Annotated in this window: 17 protein-coding genes; 4 read left to right on the forward strand and 13 right to left on the reverse strand. The window is 64.3% G+C overall.

The window, feature by feature from the left end:
- The first annotated feature begins 129 nt into the window (after nt 1–129).
- Nucleotides 130–489, forward strand: a complete 360-nt coding sequence (locus tag D3227_RS12680) for a hypothetical protein (protein WP_120014448.1) — start codon at nt 130–132, stop codon at nt 487–489.
- Here D3227_RS12680 and D3227_RS12685 read toward each other — a convergent pair.
- From D3227_RS12685 to rplS, 9 genes are all read right to left on the reverse strand, one after another.
- A complete protein-coding gene (locus D3227_RS12685; protein ID WP_120014449.1) occupies nt 473–1,681 on the reverse strand; it encodes a GGDEF domain-containing protein in 1,209 nt (402 codons plus the stop codon). The two genes, D3227_RS12680 and D3227_RS12685, sit on opposite strands and share 17 nt — an antisense overlap.
- A gap of 81 nt (nt 1,682–1,762) precedes the next feature.
- A complete protein-coding gene (locus D3227_RS12690) occupies nt 1,763–2,959 on the reverse strand; it encodes a GGDEF domain-containing protein (RefSeq protein WP_120014450.1) in 1,197 nt (398 codons plus the stop codon).
- A gap of 198 nt (nt 2,960–3,157) precedes the next feature.
- Nucleotides 3,158–4,567, reverse strand: coding sequence for a 3-isopropylmalate dehydratase large subunit (gene leuC, locus D3227_RS12695; RefSeq protein ID WP_120014451.1), 1,410 nt, complete (start codon nt 4,565–4,567; stop codon nt 3,158–3,160).
- A gap of 425 nt (nt 4,568–4,992) precedes the next feature.
- A complete protein-coding gene (locus tag D3227_RS12705) occupies nt 4,993–5,628 on the reverse strand; it encodes a class I SAM-dependent DNA methyltransferase (RefSeq protein WP_120014452.1) in 636 nt (211 codons plus the stop codon).
- Nucleotides 5,629–5,684: 56 nt separating this feature from the next.
- Entirely contained in the window at nt 5,685–6,500 is an 816-nt protein-coding gene (locus tag D3227_RS12710) for an amino acid ABC transporter permease (protein WP_120014453.1), read from the reverse strand.
- A 98-nt stretch (nt 6,501–6,598) separates the two neighbouring features.
- On the reverse strand, nt 6,599–7,396 hold the full coding sequence (locus D3227_RS12715; RefSeq protein WP_120014454.1) for a transporter substrate-binding domain-containing protein: 798 nt from the start codon (nt 7,394–7,396) through the stop codon (nt 6,599–6,601).
- Between the two features lie 174 nt (nt 7,397–7,570).
- A complete protein-coding gene (locus tag D3227_RS12720; RefSeq protein ID WP_120014455.1) occupies nt 7,571–8,080 on the reverse strand; it encodes a MarR family winged helix-turn-helix transcriptional regulator in 510 nt (169 codons plus the stop codon).
- Nucleotides 8,077–8,511, reverse strand: a complete 435-nt coding sequence (locus D3227_RS12725) for an organic hydroperoxide resistance protein (protein ID WP_120014456.1) — start codon at nt 8,509–8,511, stop codon at nt 8,077–8,079. Before D3227_RS12725 ends, D3227_RS12720 begins: the two co-directional genes overlap by 4 nt.
- A gap of 172 nt (nt 8,512–8,683) precedes the next feature.
- Nucleotides 8,684–9,244: a 50S ribosomal protein L19 gene (gene rplS / locus D3227_RS12730; RefSeq protein ID WP_006202641.1), complete on the reverse strand. Its 561-nt coding sequence runs from the start codon at nt 9,242–9,244 to the stop codon at nt 8,684–8,686.
- Between the two features lie 322 nt (nt 9,245–9,566).
- Between rplS and D3227_RS12735 the strand changes: the two genes are divergently transcribed.
- A complete protein-coding gene (locus tag D3227_RS12735; RefSeq protein WP_120014457.1) occupies nt 9,567–10,319 on the forward strand; it encodes a sulfite exporter TauE/SafE family protein in 753 nt (250 codons plus the stop codon).
- Here the strand turns inward: D3227_RS12735 and trmD are convergent.
- Both trmD and rimM read right to left on the reverse strand, forming a co-directional pair.
- A complete protein-coding gene (gene trmD, locus D3227_RS12740) occupies nt 10,301–11,005 on the reverse strand; it encodes a tRNA (guanosine(37)-N1)-methyltransferase TrmD (RefSeq protein ID WP_120014458.1) in 705 nt (234 codons plus the stop codon). The two genes, D3227_RS12735 and trmD, sit on opposite strands and share 19 nt — an antisense overlap.
- Nucleotides 11,002–11,601 (reverse strand): ribosome maturation factor RimM, encoded by a 600-nt coding sequence (rimM, locus tag D3227_RS12745; RefSeq protein ID WP_120014459.1) that lies wholly within the window; start codon nt 11,599–11,601, stop codon nt 11,002–11,004. The genes trmD and rimM overlap by 4 nt, the downstream gene beginning before the upstream one ends.
- Nucleotides 11,602–11,714: 113 nt before the next feature.
- On the opposite strand from rimM, the gene D3227_RS12750 reads away from it, so the two are divergent.
- Together D3227_RS12750 and D3227_RS12755 are read left to right on the forward strand one after the other, a co-directional pair.
- A complete protein-coding gene (locus tag D3227_RS12750; protein ID WP_120014563.1) occupies nt 11,715–12,653 on the forward strand; it encodes a tyrosine recombinase XerC in 939 nt (312 codons plus the stop codon).
- Nucleotides 12,654–12,714: 61 nt separating this feature from the next.
- Nucleotides 12,715–13,782 carry a TraB/GumN family protein gene (locus tag D3227_RS12755; RefSeq protein WP_120014564.1) on the forward strand — a complete coding sequence of 356 codons (1,068 nt, stop codon included), beginning with the start codon at nt 12,715–12,717 and terminating at the stop codon, nt 13,780–13,782.
- 94 nt (nt 13,783–13,876) lie between these two features.
- Here the strand turns inward: D3227_RS12755 and D3227_RS41555 are convergent, their stop codons facing one another.
- Nucleotides 13,877–14,164 (reverse strand): hypothetical protein, encoded by a 288-nt coding sequence (locus D3227_RS41555; protein ID WP_167480676.1) that lies wholly within the window; start codon nt 14,162–14,164, stop codon nt 13,877–13,879.
- Nucleotides 14,165–14,605: 441 nt separating this feature from the next.
- Complete coding sequence (gene lpdA / locus D3227_RS12765) at nt 14,606–16,009, reverse strand: dihydrolipoyl dehydrogenase (RefSeq protein WP_120014461.1); 1,404 nt, start codon at nt 16,007–16,009, stop codon at nt 14,606–14,608.
- Between the last annotated feature and the right edge of the window lie 21 nt (nt 16,010–16,030).

The raw sequence follows: 16,030 nt of genomic DNA on the forward strand, positions 1-16,030 counted from the left end.
AGGATATTAACCATGTTCATCAAGATCCTGCCGCCGAAGCCGCCTGGCTATTAACAAAGGTTAAGAAAAGGTTAATTTCTGATTCGAACAGGCTCCAGACCAAAAAGGTCGAAGATCACGGAGGACGCCATGCGTTCGAATTCGGGCAGACTGCGCCTCACGGCGCTCACGCTGGCGGCGCTGGCCGTCGGCATTGCGGCTCCGGCCTATGCCGGGCTGAGACACCATGATCGCGTCTATGCCGATTCCTTCGGCAATCTCGTCATCGACAGCGCCGCCGGCTACAAGCGCATCATCGTCGGCGAGGGCAAGTTGGCCAAGGAATTGTCCGACTACACCGGCGCCGGCCAGCCCGACGTGATCTATGAAAACGAATCGGACGATGTCTCGGGCCACGGCTGCTACCAGCCGCCGGTCTTTGTGAAGGGCCGCTCCTATATGTACGGCCTCTCCGACGGCGAGATGCCGAACCTCAGCCCCTGCCGCTGACCTTGGGCATCGCGCGGTCTTGCCGCGCTGCCGGCTCGGTCGAGACGCGCACGCAGTCGCGACCGCTACCCTTGGCCTGATACAGCGCCTCGTCGGCGCGCCGCAGCAGATCGGAAAAATCCTCGCCTGCATGAAGCTCGGCAACGCCGAAGCTGGCGGTGCAGCGATGTTCGACCGGCAGGCTGTCGATCGGCAGCGCGCCGAAAGCGCTGCGCGCGCCTTCGGCGAACAGGCGCGCGGCCGCGAGGTTGGTGCCCGGCAGGATGATGGCGAACTCCTCGCCGCCGATGCGGCCGGCAACGTGATGCTCGGCCGCGGCCTCGCGCAGGAAGCCGGCAAACGTCTCGATGACGCGGTCGCCGGCGGCGTGGCCGAAACTGTCGTTGATGCTCTTGAAGTGATCGAGGTCGGCAATGACCAGCGCCACCGGAACGCCCTGGCGCACCGCGTCCTTCAGCGCGATCTCGGCATGGCGCTCGAAGCCGCCGCGGTTGAGCAGCCGCGACAGCGTGTCGGTCTCCGACTTCGACGTCGCTTCGGCCAGCACGTCGCGCACCAGGATCGCCAGCGCCAGCAGCGCCAGCGCGAAGCCGAACACCGTGCCGAGCGATTGCGACACCAGCGCGTAGACGGTCTGCCCATAGGCCTGCGGATTGGCGCCCCAGCCACCCAGCGCATGCGCGATGAACGGCTTCGAGGCGAATTGCATGGCGCTGGCGGCCAGAACGGCCATCAGCAGGGCATCGAGCCGCCCGCGCCTTTGCCTGGACGACCCGACGATGCCGAGGGCCGCGAACTGCATGGCGGCGTAGGGTAGCTGGTAGGCCATCATGCGGGTGAGCGAATGACGCGGCAGATCCTGCACGAACCACACCGCGACCGAAGCGACAGCCAGGAAGGCCAGCATCGGCGCCCAGGGCGGCGTCACACCGTATTTATGGGCCAGCCCGCCATTGAAGGCGATCGTGGCGCCGAGGAACACGGCAAAGGCCGTGACAACCACCGGCCGCGCATTGTCGAAGGCCGGGATGCTGAATTCTATGGCGAAATAGGCCATGCCCAGCATGTAGCCGAACGCCAGCCAGCGCGCCGACACGCGGCCCACGTCGTGGATGGCGATCATCATGAAGGCCGCTGCCAGCAGGCCGGCAACGAACAGATTGATAATCAGAATGAATTCGGCGCTGCCCATGGTTCTTCATACCCCGCAGGACAGCAAACCATCGACGGGCGAAAAAGACGTTAACAGGATCGCTTTGGCAGGTGCCGCAACTCACCCGACGCTGGCATTCTCCGGAACGAAGACGGTTTCCGCCCGCTCATAGGACAGGCGCACGCTGTCGCGGCCGTTCTTCTTGGCCTTGTAGAGCGCCTCGTCGGCGCGCTGCATCAACGGCGCCAGTCCTTCATCGCCGGTACGCGCTGCGACGCCGAAGCTTGCCGTCACTCGGACACCCGGCGGCAGGGTGGTGACACCGCCGGTCGAATAGAGCGAGCGGATGGCCTCGGCGAACAGGCGCGCCGAAGCAAGGTCGCACAGCGGCAGGAGCACGGCGAACTCCTCGCCGCCGATGCGGCCGGCAGCACCCCGCGTGCCGGTGGCGAAGCTCAGCTTGGCGGCGAAATCGGCGATGACCCTGTCTCCCGCCGCATGCCCGTGCTGGTCGTTGAGCGCCTTGAAGTGATCGAGGTCGGCCAGCACCAGCGCAACCGGGAGCCTGGCCGAGGCGCATTGCCGCAAAAGCAGGGCCGCCCGCTCCTCGAAACCGCGACGGTTGAGCAGGCCAGACAGCGGATCGGTGTAGGTCTCGGCCTTCAGCGCCTTCATCACGTCGAGGGCGGCGGCGGTAAACAGCGACAGCGCGATCAACAGTGACAGCAGCGCCTGCGACAGCAGCGCCGTCGTCCAGTAGGACGAGGAATAAAACCCGTCATAGGTCGTGAAGGGACCATGCACGACGACGATGGCGAGGGTGCGGCCGATGAAATTGAGCCCGGAAAGCAGCGCCAGCACGAACAGGATCATCTCCGTCGGGCCATTTCTGCGCACGGCGCGCAGTTCCGCGGCAACCAGCAGGCTGATGCCGCCGAACCCGAAATTCATCGAGAGAATCCGCCATGTCAGGTCCGGCTGGACGAACAGGAACCAGCACAGCGCCGACAGGCCGCCGCCCGCCAGAATGCCGATCCCGACATAAGGCACGCGACGCCCGTAACGCGAAACGATCGCGCCGGCCAGGCAGCAGGCGGCAATGGTGAAGCATATATTGGACAGGAGCTTGGTCGGCGCCATGCCGATCGGCAGCGTGAAATACTGCAGCAGGAAACCCGCGGGACAGAAGGCATAGCTGAGAGCCAGCACGGCCAGATAGGGACGGTGGCGTTGATGGAACCACAGCATGAGGAACGCAGCGCCGAGCGCCAGCGCTATCGTCGGATTGAGCAGCGCTATGAATAGGCCGGTGTCCAAAAGACCGTGACTTCCCCTCGCTTACGCCGGGGAAGACTTTAGACCCTAAGCCCAAACAAGCAGTTAAACGACACCGGAAATATACAGGGATCGTCTTCTATCGGCGCGCCGCCGGCGCGATCCTTCAAAGCAAAACCCCGAGCCGCATCGCGGTCTCGGGGTCTGGCTTGGTTCGCAATGGATTGCTTTGATCAGTACCTATTTCCAGTCGCGGATGTCGACGAAATGGCCGGCGATCGCCGCCGCCGCCGCCATCGCCGGCGACACCAGATGGGTACGGCCCTTGAAGCCCTGGCGGCCCTCGAAATTGCGGTTCGAGGTCGAGGCGCAGCGCTCATGCGGCTTCAGCCGGTCGTCATTCATGGCCAGGCACATCGAACAGCCCGGCTCGCGCCAATCGAAGCCGGCGGCGCGGAAGATCTTGTCCAGACCCTCGGCCTCCGCCTGCTCCTTGACCAGGCCGGAGCCCGGCACGATCATCGCGTCGACATGCGCACTGACGGTCTTGCCTTCGACTACCTTGGCGACGGCGCGCAGATCCTCGATGCGGCCATTGGTGCAGGAACCTATGAAGACGCGGTCGAGCGCGATGTCGGTGATCTTCGTCCCCGGCGTCAAGCCCATATAGTCGAGCGCGCGCTGCTTGGAGGTGCGCTTGTTTTCATCCGCGATATCGTCCGGGTTCGGCACAATGCCCTGCACCGAGACGACGTCCTCGGGCGAGGAGCCCCAGGAGACGATCGGCGGCAGTTTCGCCGCGTCGAGCACGATCACCTTGTCGAAATGCGCGCCTTCGTCCGACTGCAGCGTCTGCCAGTAGGCGAGTGCCGCATCCCAGGCAGCAGCCTTAGGCGCCCGCGGCTTGTCCTTGACATAGGCGAAGGTGGTCTCGTCCGCTGCGATCAGGCCGGCGCGCGCGCCGCCCTCGATCGACATGTTGCAGATCGTCATGCGGCCTTCCATCGACAGAGCGCGGATCGCCTCGCCGGCATATTCGATGACATAGCCGGTGCCGCCGGCGGTGCCTATCTCGCCGATGATGGCGAGGATGATGTCCTTGGCGGTGACGCCTTCCGGCAGCACGCCGTCGACGCGCACTAGCATGTTCTTGGCCTTGCGCTGGATCAGCGTCTGCGTCGCCAGCACATGCTCGACTTCCGATGTGCCGATGCCATGCGCCAAGGCACCAAAGGCACCGTGCGTGGAAGTATGGCTGTCGCCGCAGACGATGGTCATGCCGGGCAGCGTAAAACCCTGCTCGGGGCCGATGATGTGGACGATGCCCTGGCGGATATCGTTCTCGGAATAATACTCGATGCCGAAATCCTTGGCGTTCGTCGCCAGCGCCTCGACCTGGATGCGGCTTTCCTCGTTCTTGATGCCGAACTTGCGTTCGGGCGAGGTCGACACATTGTGGTCGACCACGGCCAGCGTCTTTTCCGGATGCCGGACTTTGCGACCGGTCATGCGCAGGCCCTCGAAGGCCTGCGGGCTGGTCACTTCATGGACGAGGTGACGGTCGATGTAGAGCAGGCACGTGCCGTCGTCCTGGCGGTCGACGACGTGGTCGTCGAAGATCTTGTCGTAGAGGGTGCGCGGTGCGCTCATGTGCGTAAATCCGTCGATATGAAAAGGGGAAGAGGTAAGCGCCGGAAGCCATCCGGCCCGGCAAGCGATCTGGTCAGTTCGGCCTAGCTAAGTCGGCTGGTCGGCGCGCCGCAGACGCGCGCGGAAAATCGCGACGGCAGGCGCTTCCTGTCCTGCAGCACGAAACCCTTATAGGCCGGATTGCCAAAAAGCTCTTCCATGGCGCTGCTCATATCAATCTTTGCCGATTTCGGCAATCGGTGGGTTGGTTGGCCTCGCGGCACGGAGTGTGTTGAGATTCAGGTCAGGCCGTGCCGGAGTCGAAGACGGGCGCGAAGCGACCAAACTAGGTGGTTTCCGAGAACCGCAGCGCAGCGGACATTTGGGTCCACATATGAGCACCGGAAAGCGCAGGAAGCAGCCGTTTGCGGGCCGGCCAACACACCCTAGAGCACCTCGAACACGAAGGTTTTTACCAGCGCCTCCGGATCGCCAATCGCATAACAGCGAAACCACGGACTTTCCTCGACCGGCCGCCATTTCTTCGCCTGCGCAAGCTCGTCGAACACGGCCTGAAAACCGCCGCTCGCAAACACCTGGTCGCGAACGGTGAAGATGGCGTGGCCGCCCTTTCTGGTGATGCGCACCAGCTCATGCAGGCCGGAGGCCGGCGCGTGGCCGATGGTGAACACGCCGGTGGAGAAGAAGGCGCGGAAATGACCGTCCGGCCAGGGCAGCGGCCCGCCGAGCATTGCGTTCTTTAGGTCGCTGTAGGCCTGGCGGCTGCCGGCGATCTTCAGCATGTCGTCCGACAGGTCGAGCCCGGCAATGTCGTGATACCCCAGCGCCTTGAGCGACGGCCCCGACAGGCCGGTGCCGCAGCCGGCGTCGAGCAATGGACCTTCGCCCGCCGGCACATGGCGTGCCACCCAGGCGGCAATCAGGAACGGCAACAGATAGCCAAGCGAGGCGGTCTCGCTGTCATAGGTCGCGGCCCATGCGGCGTAGGCCTTGGCGAGCGCTTCCGGCGTGTCGGCCGAATAGACAGAGTCCAGCGCCGCATTGGCCTTGTCGACGATCATGGGGTTCTCAGGAGCTGGTCGCATCGTGCGATGGTAGCCCGGTCTTCGCCGTCCCGCTATTCCCCGTGCTGGTTTCGCAGCCGCTTCTCCAGCGCCCGCAAGGCCAGCGACAGCCCGACGGTCAGGATGAGATAGATATAGGCGACGATCGAATAGGTCTCGAAGAAGCGGAACGATCCGGCGGCATAGACCTTGCCCATCTGGGTGATGTCGGCGACGCCGAGCACCGACACCAGCGAGGAATCCTTGACCATGGCGACGAAGTCGTTGCCGAGCGGCGGCAGGATGGTGCGGATCGCCTGCGGGAAGACGATCAGCCGGAAGCGCTGCACGCGCGTCAGCCCGAGCGCCTTCGCCGCCTCGATCTGGCCCTTTTCGACCGACTGGATGCCGGCCCGGAACACCTCGGCGATGAAGGCCGAATAGCCGATGGTCAGCGCCATGATGGCGCGCCACAAAAGTGATACGTCGCGCACCAGAAGTTCGCCAAGCAGACCGGCATTCTGCAGCGGCGCGGTCAACGTGTTCCACGCCGCGACGAAGGCTGGCGCGCCGGCGAAGGCGATCCAGAACAAAAGCACCAGGATCGGTACGCCGCGGATGATCTCGACATAGAAGCGCGCGACCTGCTGGAGCAGCCGCGACTTGGACAGCCCCATCAGCGCAATGCCGAGCCCGATCGCCGAGGCCAGCGCGAAGGCGACCACGGTGACGAAGACGGTGATGCCGATGCCCTTGGCGACGGTGGCGAAAACCTGGGCGTAGAGGCCGCTCGTGGCGATGAAGATGGCGGCCGCAAGCGCGAGCGCCGCGGCTACGGCAAGCCACCAGGGGAACTCGCTCTTGGTGGCGGATCCGGACGCGGTAGGCATCAGGCGATACCGTCGGCAAAGCGACGAAGGCAGCACTCCGTCTCCGCCTGTGCGATGTTCAGCGCACAGGGCTCACGCATCACTCGCGCCAAGAGCGCCTACTGCCCCATCTTGTAATCAAGAAACCACTTCTTGTTCAGCGCATCGAGCGTGCCATCCGCCTTCAGCGCAGCGATCGCCGCGTTGACCGGCTTCACCAGATCCGACCCCTTCGGGAAGATGAATCCAAAGTCCTCGGTGCCGAGCGGGCCGCCGATCAGCTTCAGCTTGCCTTCGGAAGCGTCGACATAGCCCTTGCCGGCGGTGCCGTCGGTGAGCACGACGTCGACGTCGCCGGACTTCAGCGCCTGCACCGTGGCGCCAAACGTCTCGAACAGTTTTATCCTGGGGTTCTGCTCATTGCCGTCGAGCACGCTGTAGACGGCGGTGTAGAAGGGCGTCGTGCCGGCCTGTGCGCCGATAAGCCCGTCCTTGAAGGCGCCGAAGGTCTTGGCGTCGTTGAACCGGCTTTCGTCGCCGCGCACCAGCATGAACTGTTCCGAGCGCATATAGGGGTCGGAGAAGTCGACCTTCTCCTTGCGGTCGTCCTTGATGGTGATGCCGGTCATGCCGATGTTGTACTGGTTGTCGGAAACCGCCTGGATCATCGCGTCCCAAGAAGTGTTCTGGTACTCGACCTTGAAGTTCAGCCGCTTGGCGATCTCGTCCATCGCGTCATATTCCCAACCGATCTGTTTTCCCGTCTTGGAATCGATGAACTGCAGCGGCGGATAGGCGTTTTCCGTCACCACCACCACTTTCTTGCCGCCGAGATCGGGCAGCGCCTGCGCCCATGCGGCGACGGGCGCGAGCAAGCAGGCCAGCAGGCCGGCCAGCAGCAGTTTCGATTTGGTCATGACACACTCCCAGAACGTGAAACGCCCCGATCTGTCCGGGGCCTGCAGGAAACCGGCGCCGACTTTAGCTTTCCGCAAGCGCCTTGCAAGCCGATCCGCTGCACCGCTTGGCGCGATAGCGGATTCCTACGCTTTCAATGGGTGGATTCCGGAACGATCCTGTCGTGGTGGGGATCAGTCGCAGTCCGCCGCATTCTCGGTAGCGTTCCGCAACCGAGAGACCAAACGGGTGACCGTCGCGTGCAGGGCTTTCAACTCGCCAGGCTCCAGCGGCATGCTGCAGGCAAGCCCGGAGGAAACATCCTTGACGCGCCCGCGCAACGCCTGGCCCTTGGCAGTCGGCTCGACCAGCACGCGGCGCTCGTCCGCCGCGTCGCGCCGGCGCGTGACGAGACCACCTGCTTCCAGTCGTTTGAGCAGCGGGGTCAGCGTCGCGGAATCCAAGCCCAGCGCCGCGCCAAGCGCGCCGACCGTGCTCGGCGCATGCTCCCACAGCGCCAGCATCGCCAGATATTGCGGATAGGTGAGGCCGAGCGGATCGAGCAAAGGCCGGTAGAGCTTCGTCATCAGCCCGCTCGCCGAATAGAGCGCGAAGCAGAGCTGCTGGTCGAGCCGCGGAACGGGAAAAGTCCCGGCGGCTTCCGCCGGGACCTCGCTGGCACTCTCTATGGACTTTGTCGTCATGCTGCCTTTGCCGGAAGCGCCACTGCCGAAAGCGCCACCTCGACATTGCCCTTGATGGCGTTGGAGTAGGGGCAGATCTGGTGCGCCGCCGATACAAGCGCCTCCGTGGCCGCCTGATCAAGACCTTTCGTTTCCGCCGACAGCGAAACGCCAAGCGCGAAACCGCCCTGGCCATTGGGGTGAAGGCTGACTTTGGCCGTCACCGCAGCATCCTCGAGCGGCAGCTTCTGCTTGCCGGCGATGAAGCGCATGGCGCTTTCGAAGCAGGCGGCGTAGCCGGCAGCAAACAGCTGCTCCGGATTTGTGGCGCCACCCTTGCCGCCCAGTTCCTTCGGCATGGCAAGGTCGACGCTGAGCAGGCCATCATTGGTCCGGACATGGCCGGCGCGGCCGCCGACGGCGCGGGCTTCGGTGGAGTAGAGTGCTGACATGCGTGGATCTCCAATTATTTTGTGCACGATTAGTTAGTGTACAAGATAATATATTGTCAAGCTCCGCAGGCCCTTCTTTTGACCAGGAAGCCTTCACAGCTCAGTGAGCGAATCCGATAAACGAAAAAAGGCGGCCGAAGCCGCCTTTCCCAAGCATGCGTATCGAAGAACCTTATTCGGCGGTAGCCGCTTCCGCGGCCTTGGCGGCCTCGTCGGCGGCCTTGGCGGCTTCGTCGGCGGCCTTCTTCTCGGCGGCTTCCTGGGCGGCCTTCTCGGCGGCCAGCGCCTGGGCAGCAGCGACTTTCTCGGCCTCGATGCGCGCCTTCTCGGCGTTCAGCGCGTCGCGCTCCTCGTCGTTCAGCTTGCGGGCGCGCACGCCGGTGTTTTCCGAAATACGGGCCGACTTGCCGCGACGATCACGCAGGTAATAGAGCTTGGCGCGGCGCACCTTGCCGCGGCGCACGATCTCGACGCCTTCGACCATCGGCGAATAGACCGGGAACACGCGCTCGACGCCTTCGCCGTAGGAGATCTTGCGGACGGTGAAATTTTCCTGGAAGCCGGCGCCGGAGCGGGCGATGACGACGCCCTCATAGGCCTGGACACGGGTACGGGTGCCTTCGGTCACGCGGACCTGGACGCGCACGGTGTCGCCGGGCTGGAATTCGGGAAGCTTGCGCTTGGCTTCGATCTTGGCGGCCTGTTCGGCCTCGAGCTGACGGAGAATATCCATCTGTAAAAATCCACTTCTTGTTCTTCCGACAGTCAGAGCGTCCGACACTCGCCTTGCAGTTCCATTGACCGCTTGGCTATGCCCTTTGTTGGAAACATCGGGCAGGGGCGACTACACCGCCATTGTTGACGGGCCAGAAGATCGCGCTTGGCAGATTGTTCTTCCGGTTCGGGCGGGCACATACAGCTATTTCGAGGCTTTGTCACGCCTTGGCCCTGTCTTTTTTGCGCGCATGCCATCACGCAATTGTAGTGGGCGGGGTTGCGCCCTCCCGTCAACCTTCCTAATCCGGGGCAAGCATTAAGTCTTCTGCGGCGCCCTGATGTCTGTTTTCGACGTGATCCTGCTCTTTCTGGCGGGCTTTCTCTCCGGCGCCGCCAACGCGGTCGCCGGCGGCGGCACATTCATCACCTTCGGCGCCATGACGCTGGTCGGCTTGCCGCCGATCGTCGCCAACGCCACCTCGTCGGTGACGCAGTTTCCCGGCTATATCACCTCGACGCTCGCCTACGCCGCCGACATCAGGCATTTCTGGCGCCAGGCATTGCTGCTCTGCGTGATCTCTGCCTTCGGCGCGCTGGCCGGCGCGCTCATCCTTTTGGCGCTCGACAACCCGTCCTTCCGCGCCATGGTGCCGTGGCTGCTGCTGGCCGCGACCGCTCTCTTCGCCGCCGGTCCCTGGCTGAAGCCGTCGCCGAAGCCGGATCATGAAGCGTCGGTGGGTTCGCTTGTCGGCTCACTGGCGCAGTTCCTGACCTCCATCTATGGCGGCTTCTTCGGCGCCGGCATGGGTGTCATGATGCTGGCGACACTCGGCCTTACCCAGTCAGGTGACTATCACAAGCTGAACGCGCTGAAGAACATGCTGGCCATGGTCATTGCCGCGGTTGCGATCGTCGTCTTCGTCTCGGGCGGCGTCGTCGCCTGGCCGCAGGCGATCGTCATGATCCCGGGCGGTGCGCTGGGCGGCTATGCCGGGGTCTGGATTGCCAAGCGCGTGCCGCAGAATGTCGTGCGCGGCTTTGTCGTCGCCGTCGGCCTGTTCCTGGCCTTTTACTACTTCGCCAAGGGGTGAGCAGGAGCGGCCAAGAGATCAGGCCGCCGCTCCTGCGTCAGCTTTTCAGCCTCGGCGCGCCGCCAGTCGGCGATCTTCTTGTGGTTGCCGGAGGTCAGCACCTCGGGGATCTGTCGGCCCTCGAATTCCTGCGGCCGCGTGTAGTGTGGATGTTCGAGCAGGCCGTTCTCAAAACTTTCTTCCTCGCCCGACACCGCATTGCCCATGACGCCGGGCAAAAGCCGCACCACGGCATCGAGCAGCACGAGTGCCGCCGGCTCGCCGCCGGAAAGGATGAAGTCGCCGACCGAAACCTCCTCCAGCCCGCGCGCCTCGATAACTCGCTGATCTACGCCTTCGAAGCGGCCGCAGAGGATGACGGCACCTGGCCCGGCGGCCAGTTCGCGCACACGGGCCTGCGTCAGCGGTTTTCCACGCGGGCTCATCAGCAGGCGCGGCCGGGCATCGCCCGGCGGCGAAACATGGTCGATCGCCTTCGCCAGCACGTCGGCGCGCATCACCATGCCGGCGCCGCCGCCGGCCGGCGTGTCGTCGACGGTGCGGTGGCGGTCGGTGGCGAAATCGCGGATCTGGATCGCCTCCAGCGACCATGTCCTGGCCTCCAGCGCCCGCCCGGCCAGCGACAGGCCGAGCGCGCCCGGAAACATCTCGGGATAGAGCGTCAATACCGAGGCGGCAAAGCTCACCGGTTGCCCCCGGCATCCCTTGGTCCGCGCGGCCGGCCCTTCGGATCGAAGCCGTCGCGGCCGGGCGCCTCGCTGTCTTCGTCGTCGACCAGGCCGGCGGCTGCCGGGTCGACGCGCACAAAACCTTCGGCGATCGACACTTGCGGAACCGCGGCCTGCGTGAATGGGATCAGCACGCCCTTGCGCCCGCCAAGCGTCACGTCGAGTATGTCGCCGCCACCGAAATTGTGCACGGCCACGACCTTGCCGATCTCGGCGCCGGTGTCGTCCCTGACCGCCAGGCCGACAAGGTCGGCATGATAGAATTCGTCCTCCTCGCCATCGTCCGGCAGCATCGAGCGGTCGACGAAAAGCTCCGTGCCGGCGAGCGCCTCGGCGGCGTTGCGGTCGCTGATGCCCTTGAAGCGCACCACGACCACGGTGTTGGCCGGCCTGATATCGATGATCTGGAAGGCGCGGCCGTCCCGAGCATAGAGAGGCCCGTAGTCGGCCAGCGCCAGCGGCTCGCCGGTAAAGGTTTTCACGCGCAGTTCGCCCTTGATGCCGTGCGCGGCGCCGATCACGGCCATCTGGACGGGGTTCTGGGGCTTGCTCATGGCGAAAGGTCCTTTGCCTTGCTGTAGCCCTAGCCAGTTGTCATTTCAATGACGCGCTCTTCACCGCTTCCTAACCCGGCTGCCGGAAAATGCCCGGGAACTGGAAGAGCGTCATGCAGGAATTCCTCATCCCGGCAAAGCCCGACCTTCAGGCGGCGCGCGAAAGCTGGCTGAAGATGCTGGCGCGCGAGCGCCGCCTTTCGCCTGAGACGGTGGAAGCCTATGAGCGCGACACACGCCAGTTCCTGCATTTCCTGACCGGACATTGCGGCGGCTCGCCCGGCATTTCGGATATCGCCAATCTGCGTCCAGCCGATCTGCGCGGTTTTCTCGCCGCCCGACGCAACGCCGGGGCCGGCGCCCGCACCCTCGGCCGCGGCCTGGCCGGCATCCGCTCGCTGTTGCGCTTTCTCGAGCGGCGCGGCCTCGCCAATGCGGCGGGTGCCACAGCGCTACGCGCCCCACGCCAGCCGAAATCGCTACCCAAGCCGCTGACGGCAAGCGACGCAAAACATGTCGTGTCGGTGGAAGGCCAACTGGCGGAAGAGCCGTGGATCGCCGCCCGCAACGCCGCCGTGCTAACGCTGCTCTATGGTTCGGGTCTGCGCATTTCCGAGGCGCTCGGCCTCAGCGGCGCCGACCTGTCGTCGGACACCGACACCGTGCTGCGCATCACCGGCAAGGGCGGCAAGACGCGGCTGGTGCCGGTGCTGCCGGTGGCGATCAGGGCAGTTGCCGAATACCGCAAGCTCTGCCCCTATCATATCGATCCGAAGGGCCTGCTGTTTCGCGGCGCCCGCGGCGGCCCGCTCAACCCGGCCATCGTCCAGCGCGAGATGGCAAAATTGCGCTCGGCGCTCAATTTGCCCGACACGGCGACGCCGCATGCCTTGCGCCATTCCTTCGCCACGCATCTGCTGGGACGCGGCGGCGACCTCAGAACCATCCAGGAACTGCTTGGCCACGCTAGCCTGTCGACCACCCAGATCTATACCGGCGTCGACACGGCAAGGCTGCTCGAAATCTACGACTCCGCGCATCCGCGGGCGTGAACCTTCAAATTTGCGGCGCCGATTAACGGTTTTGCCGCTTTTTTCCGTTAAGACGCAGGCCATGAAACGCGTCATCGCCATCGCCGACCGCGCGGCCTCTGTGTCGCTCAAGCTGCTTGTTGCGTTCAACGTCCTGTTTTTCCTGTCTTTCCTGATCGTCGCGTTACTCGCCGCCGGTAGGGCAAATGCGCAGACGTCGGCCTGCAGCGGCCTCGACATGCTGTCGGCCTTGCAGAAGGACAACCCGGACACCTACCGCAAGATCGAGACGGAAGCGGCCGCGACCCTGAACGGCAAGGGACTGTTGTGGAAACTGGAAAAGGCCGGCGAGAAGCCATCCTGGCTGTTCGGCACCATGCACATGACCGACCCGCGCGTAACCACGCTGCCGCCCACCGCGCAGACCGCCTATGACGCCGCCGACACTATCATCATCGAGACCACGGAAGTGCTCGACAAGCAGAAGATGATGGCGGCGATGCTCAAAGAGCCGGACCTGATGATGTTCACCGACAACACCACGCTGTCGTCGCTGCTGTCGCCGGACGATAACGCAGTGGTGAACAAGGCGCTCGACGCACGCGGCATTCCGCCGGGCAGCGTGTCCAAGATGAAGCCGTGGTTGTTGTCGGCCATGGTGGCGCTCCCGGTCTGCGAGGTCGCTCGCCAGGCCGGCGGCACGCCGGTGCTCGACGTCAAGCTCGCGCAGGATGCCAAGGCTTCAGGCAAGTCCGTCGAAGGTCTGGAAACGGTCGCCGACCAATTGCGCGCCATGGCTTCGCTGCCGCTCGCCTTTCACATGAAGGGGCTGGTCGACACCCTCAGACTCGGCGACAAGATAAACGACGTCAACGAAACCATGATCGTGCTCTACCTGAACGGCGACACCGGCATGTTCTGGCCGCTGTTCCGCGCGATCCTCCCGGGCGATGGCGACGATGCGGCGGGCTACGCCGCGTTCGATCAAACCATGATCACCAGCCGCAACAAGGTGATGGCTGACCATGCCGGGCCGATCCTCGCTCGCGGCAACGCCTTCATGGCGGTCGGCGCCATGCACCTTCCGGGCGCGCAAGGCCTGGTCGAGGATTTTCGCAAGGCCGGCTACACCGTCACCGCCGTCCACTGATCTGCACGGTCGGGTTGCACTTCGAATCACGCGAGTCCCCGTCCTTGTCGGGATTCGTCCTGATTCGCCGTTCGATGGCGGACCGGTCCTGTTTTCAGCGAAAAAGGCTAAAGCGGTTAGCTTCCGCTCGCTCGCGGCCAAATTTGCGGGGGAAATACATGCCAACCAGCGATTCCGGGTTAAAATTGCCCTGCTTTCGGCATTTTCCAGGCGTAGTATGAAACCCGTTCAACGGTTGCGCGTTGATGGGTGTTGATTGATACTTTTCATCCACGGAGGACACTTTTATGGCGAACCCAAACGACCCTTTCACCTCTCCTGGCCCTGCGCCCAAATCGGGTGGCGGCGGTAGCGGCTGGCTGATTGCCCTGGTTGTCATCATCCTGGCCATCGTCGCCTACTATGTTTTCGGAAGAAGCGGCGAACCCCCCTCGGCGCCCGCCGAACCGCCGGCCGCCAGCACACCGGCGCCTGCTCCGGCACCAGCTGAACCGATGAAGCCCGCCGAACCGGCTCCCGCACCTGCGCCCGCTCCGGAACCTGCGCCTGCGCCAGAACCTGCCCCGGCGCCTGCGCCCGCACCGGCTCCTGCGCCAGCCCCGGCGCCCGCACCGGCCAACTGATCAGGCTGCTGAGTTCAACGACGAACGGCCCGCTGCAAAGCGGGCCGTTTTGTTTTTGGGGGATGACCCTCGACTGTGTGCCAGTGCAGACTGCAGCGCGGGATCGCCCCTCCTCTGCCTGCCGGCAATGAGGGGCGGGGCGGACGTTGAAAGTCTTCTTCTCACCGCAACGAGAGCGTGACGCGAAAGGTTGCGTCGCCTCAGATGTGGATCGGCTTGAAGAACGTGGCCAGCGCCGCCTCCTTCACCGCCTCCGACATGGTCGGGTGCGCATGGCAGGTGCGGGCGAGGTCTTCCGACGAGCCGCCGAACTCCATCAGCACCGCCGCCTCGTGGATCATCTCGCCGGCGCCGAAACCGACGATGTGAACGCCGAGCACGCGGTCGCTTGCCTTGTCGGCCAGGATCTTGACGAAGCCGTCCGTGTGCAGCATGGCGCGCGCCCGGCCATTGGCGGTGAACGGGAATTTGCCGGCCTTGTAGTCGATGCCGGCCTTCTTCAATTCCTCCTCGGTCTTGCCGACCGAAGCGATTTCCGGGCTGGTGTAGACGACGCTCGGGATCACGTCATAGTTCACGTGGCCGGCCTGGCCGGCAATAATCTCGGCCACCGCAACGCCCTCATCCTCGGCCTTGTGCGCAAGCATCGGCCCGGCGATGACGTCGCCGATCGCGTAGATGCCCTGCACATTGGTTCTGAGATGACCATCGGTCTTGACCCGGCCGCGCTCGTCGACCTCGACGCCGGCTTCCTTCAGCCCAAGGCTGTCCGAATAGGCGCGGCGCCCGGTCGAGATCAGCACCGCATCGGCCTCGATCGTCTCGGCGGCACCGCCCTTGAGCGGCTCGAATGTGACGGTGGCACCCTTCTTGGCCTTGGCGACGCCGGTGACCTTGGCGCCGAGCTTGAATTCGAAACCTTGCTTCGAAAGCATGCGCTGGAACTGCTTGGAGACCTCGCCGTCCATGCCGCCGAGGATCGTGTCGAGGAATTCGACCACGGTGACCTTGGCACCGAGCCTGGCCCAGACCGAGCCGAGTTCCAGCCCGATGACGCCGCCGCCGACCACCACCAGATGCCCCGGAACCTTGGCCAGCGACAGCGAGCCGGTCGACGACACGATGACCTTCTCGTCGATGTCGACCTTGACGCCGGGAATGCCGGCGACGTCGGAACCGGTGGCGATGACGATGTTCTTGGTCTCGATCTCCTCGACCTTGCCGTCCTCGCCCGTCACCGAAACCTTGCCCGCCGCGACCACCTTGCCGGTGCCGCGAAAGCTATCGATCTTGTTCTTCTTGAACAGGAAGGCGACGCCGCTGACGTTGGCCGCCACCGTCGCATCCTTATGCGCCATCATCTTCTTCAGATTGAGCTTCGGCGTCACCTCGACGCCCAACGTATCGAAGGAATGGCCGGCTTCGGCGAACATCTCGGAGGCATGGAGCAGCGCCTTGGACGGGATGCAGCCGATGTTGAGGCAGGTGCCGCCGAAGGTCGCGTTCTTCTCGACCACGGCCGTCTTCAGCCCGAGCTGCGCCGCCTTGATGGCGCAGACATAGCCGCCCGGTCCCGATCCGATGATAACGACGTCATAAGCCATGATGGTGTCCTTCTTGGTCCG

The organism is Mesorhizobium waimense, from assembly GCF_003601975.1.
Lineage (GTDB): Bacteria > Pseudomonadota > Alphaproteobacteria > Rhizobiales > Rhizobiaceae > Mesorhizobium > Mesorhizobium waimense.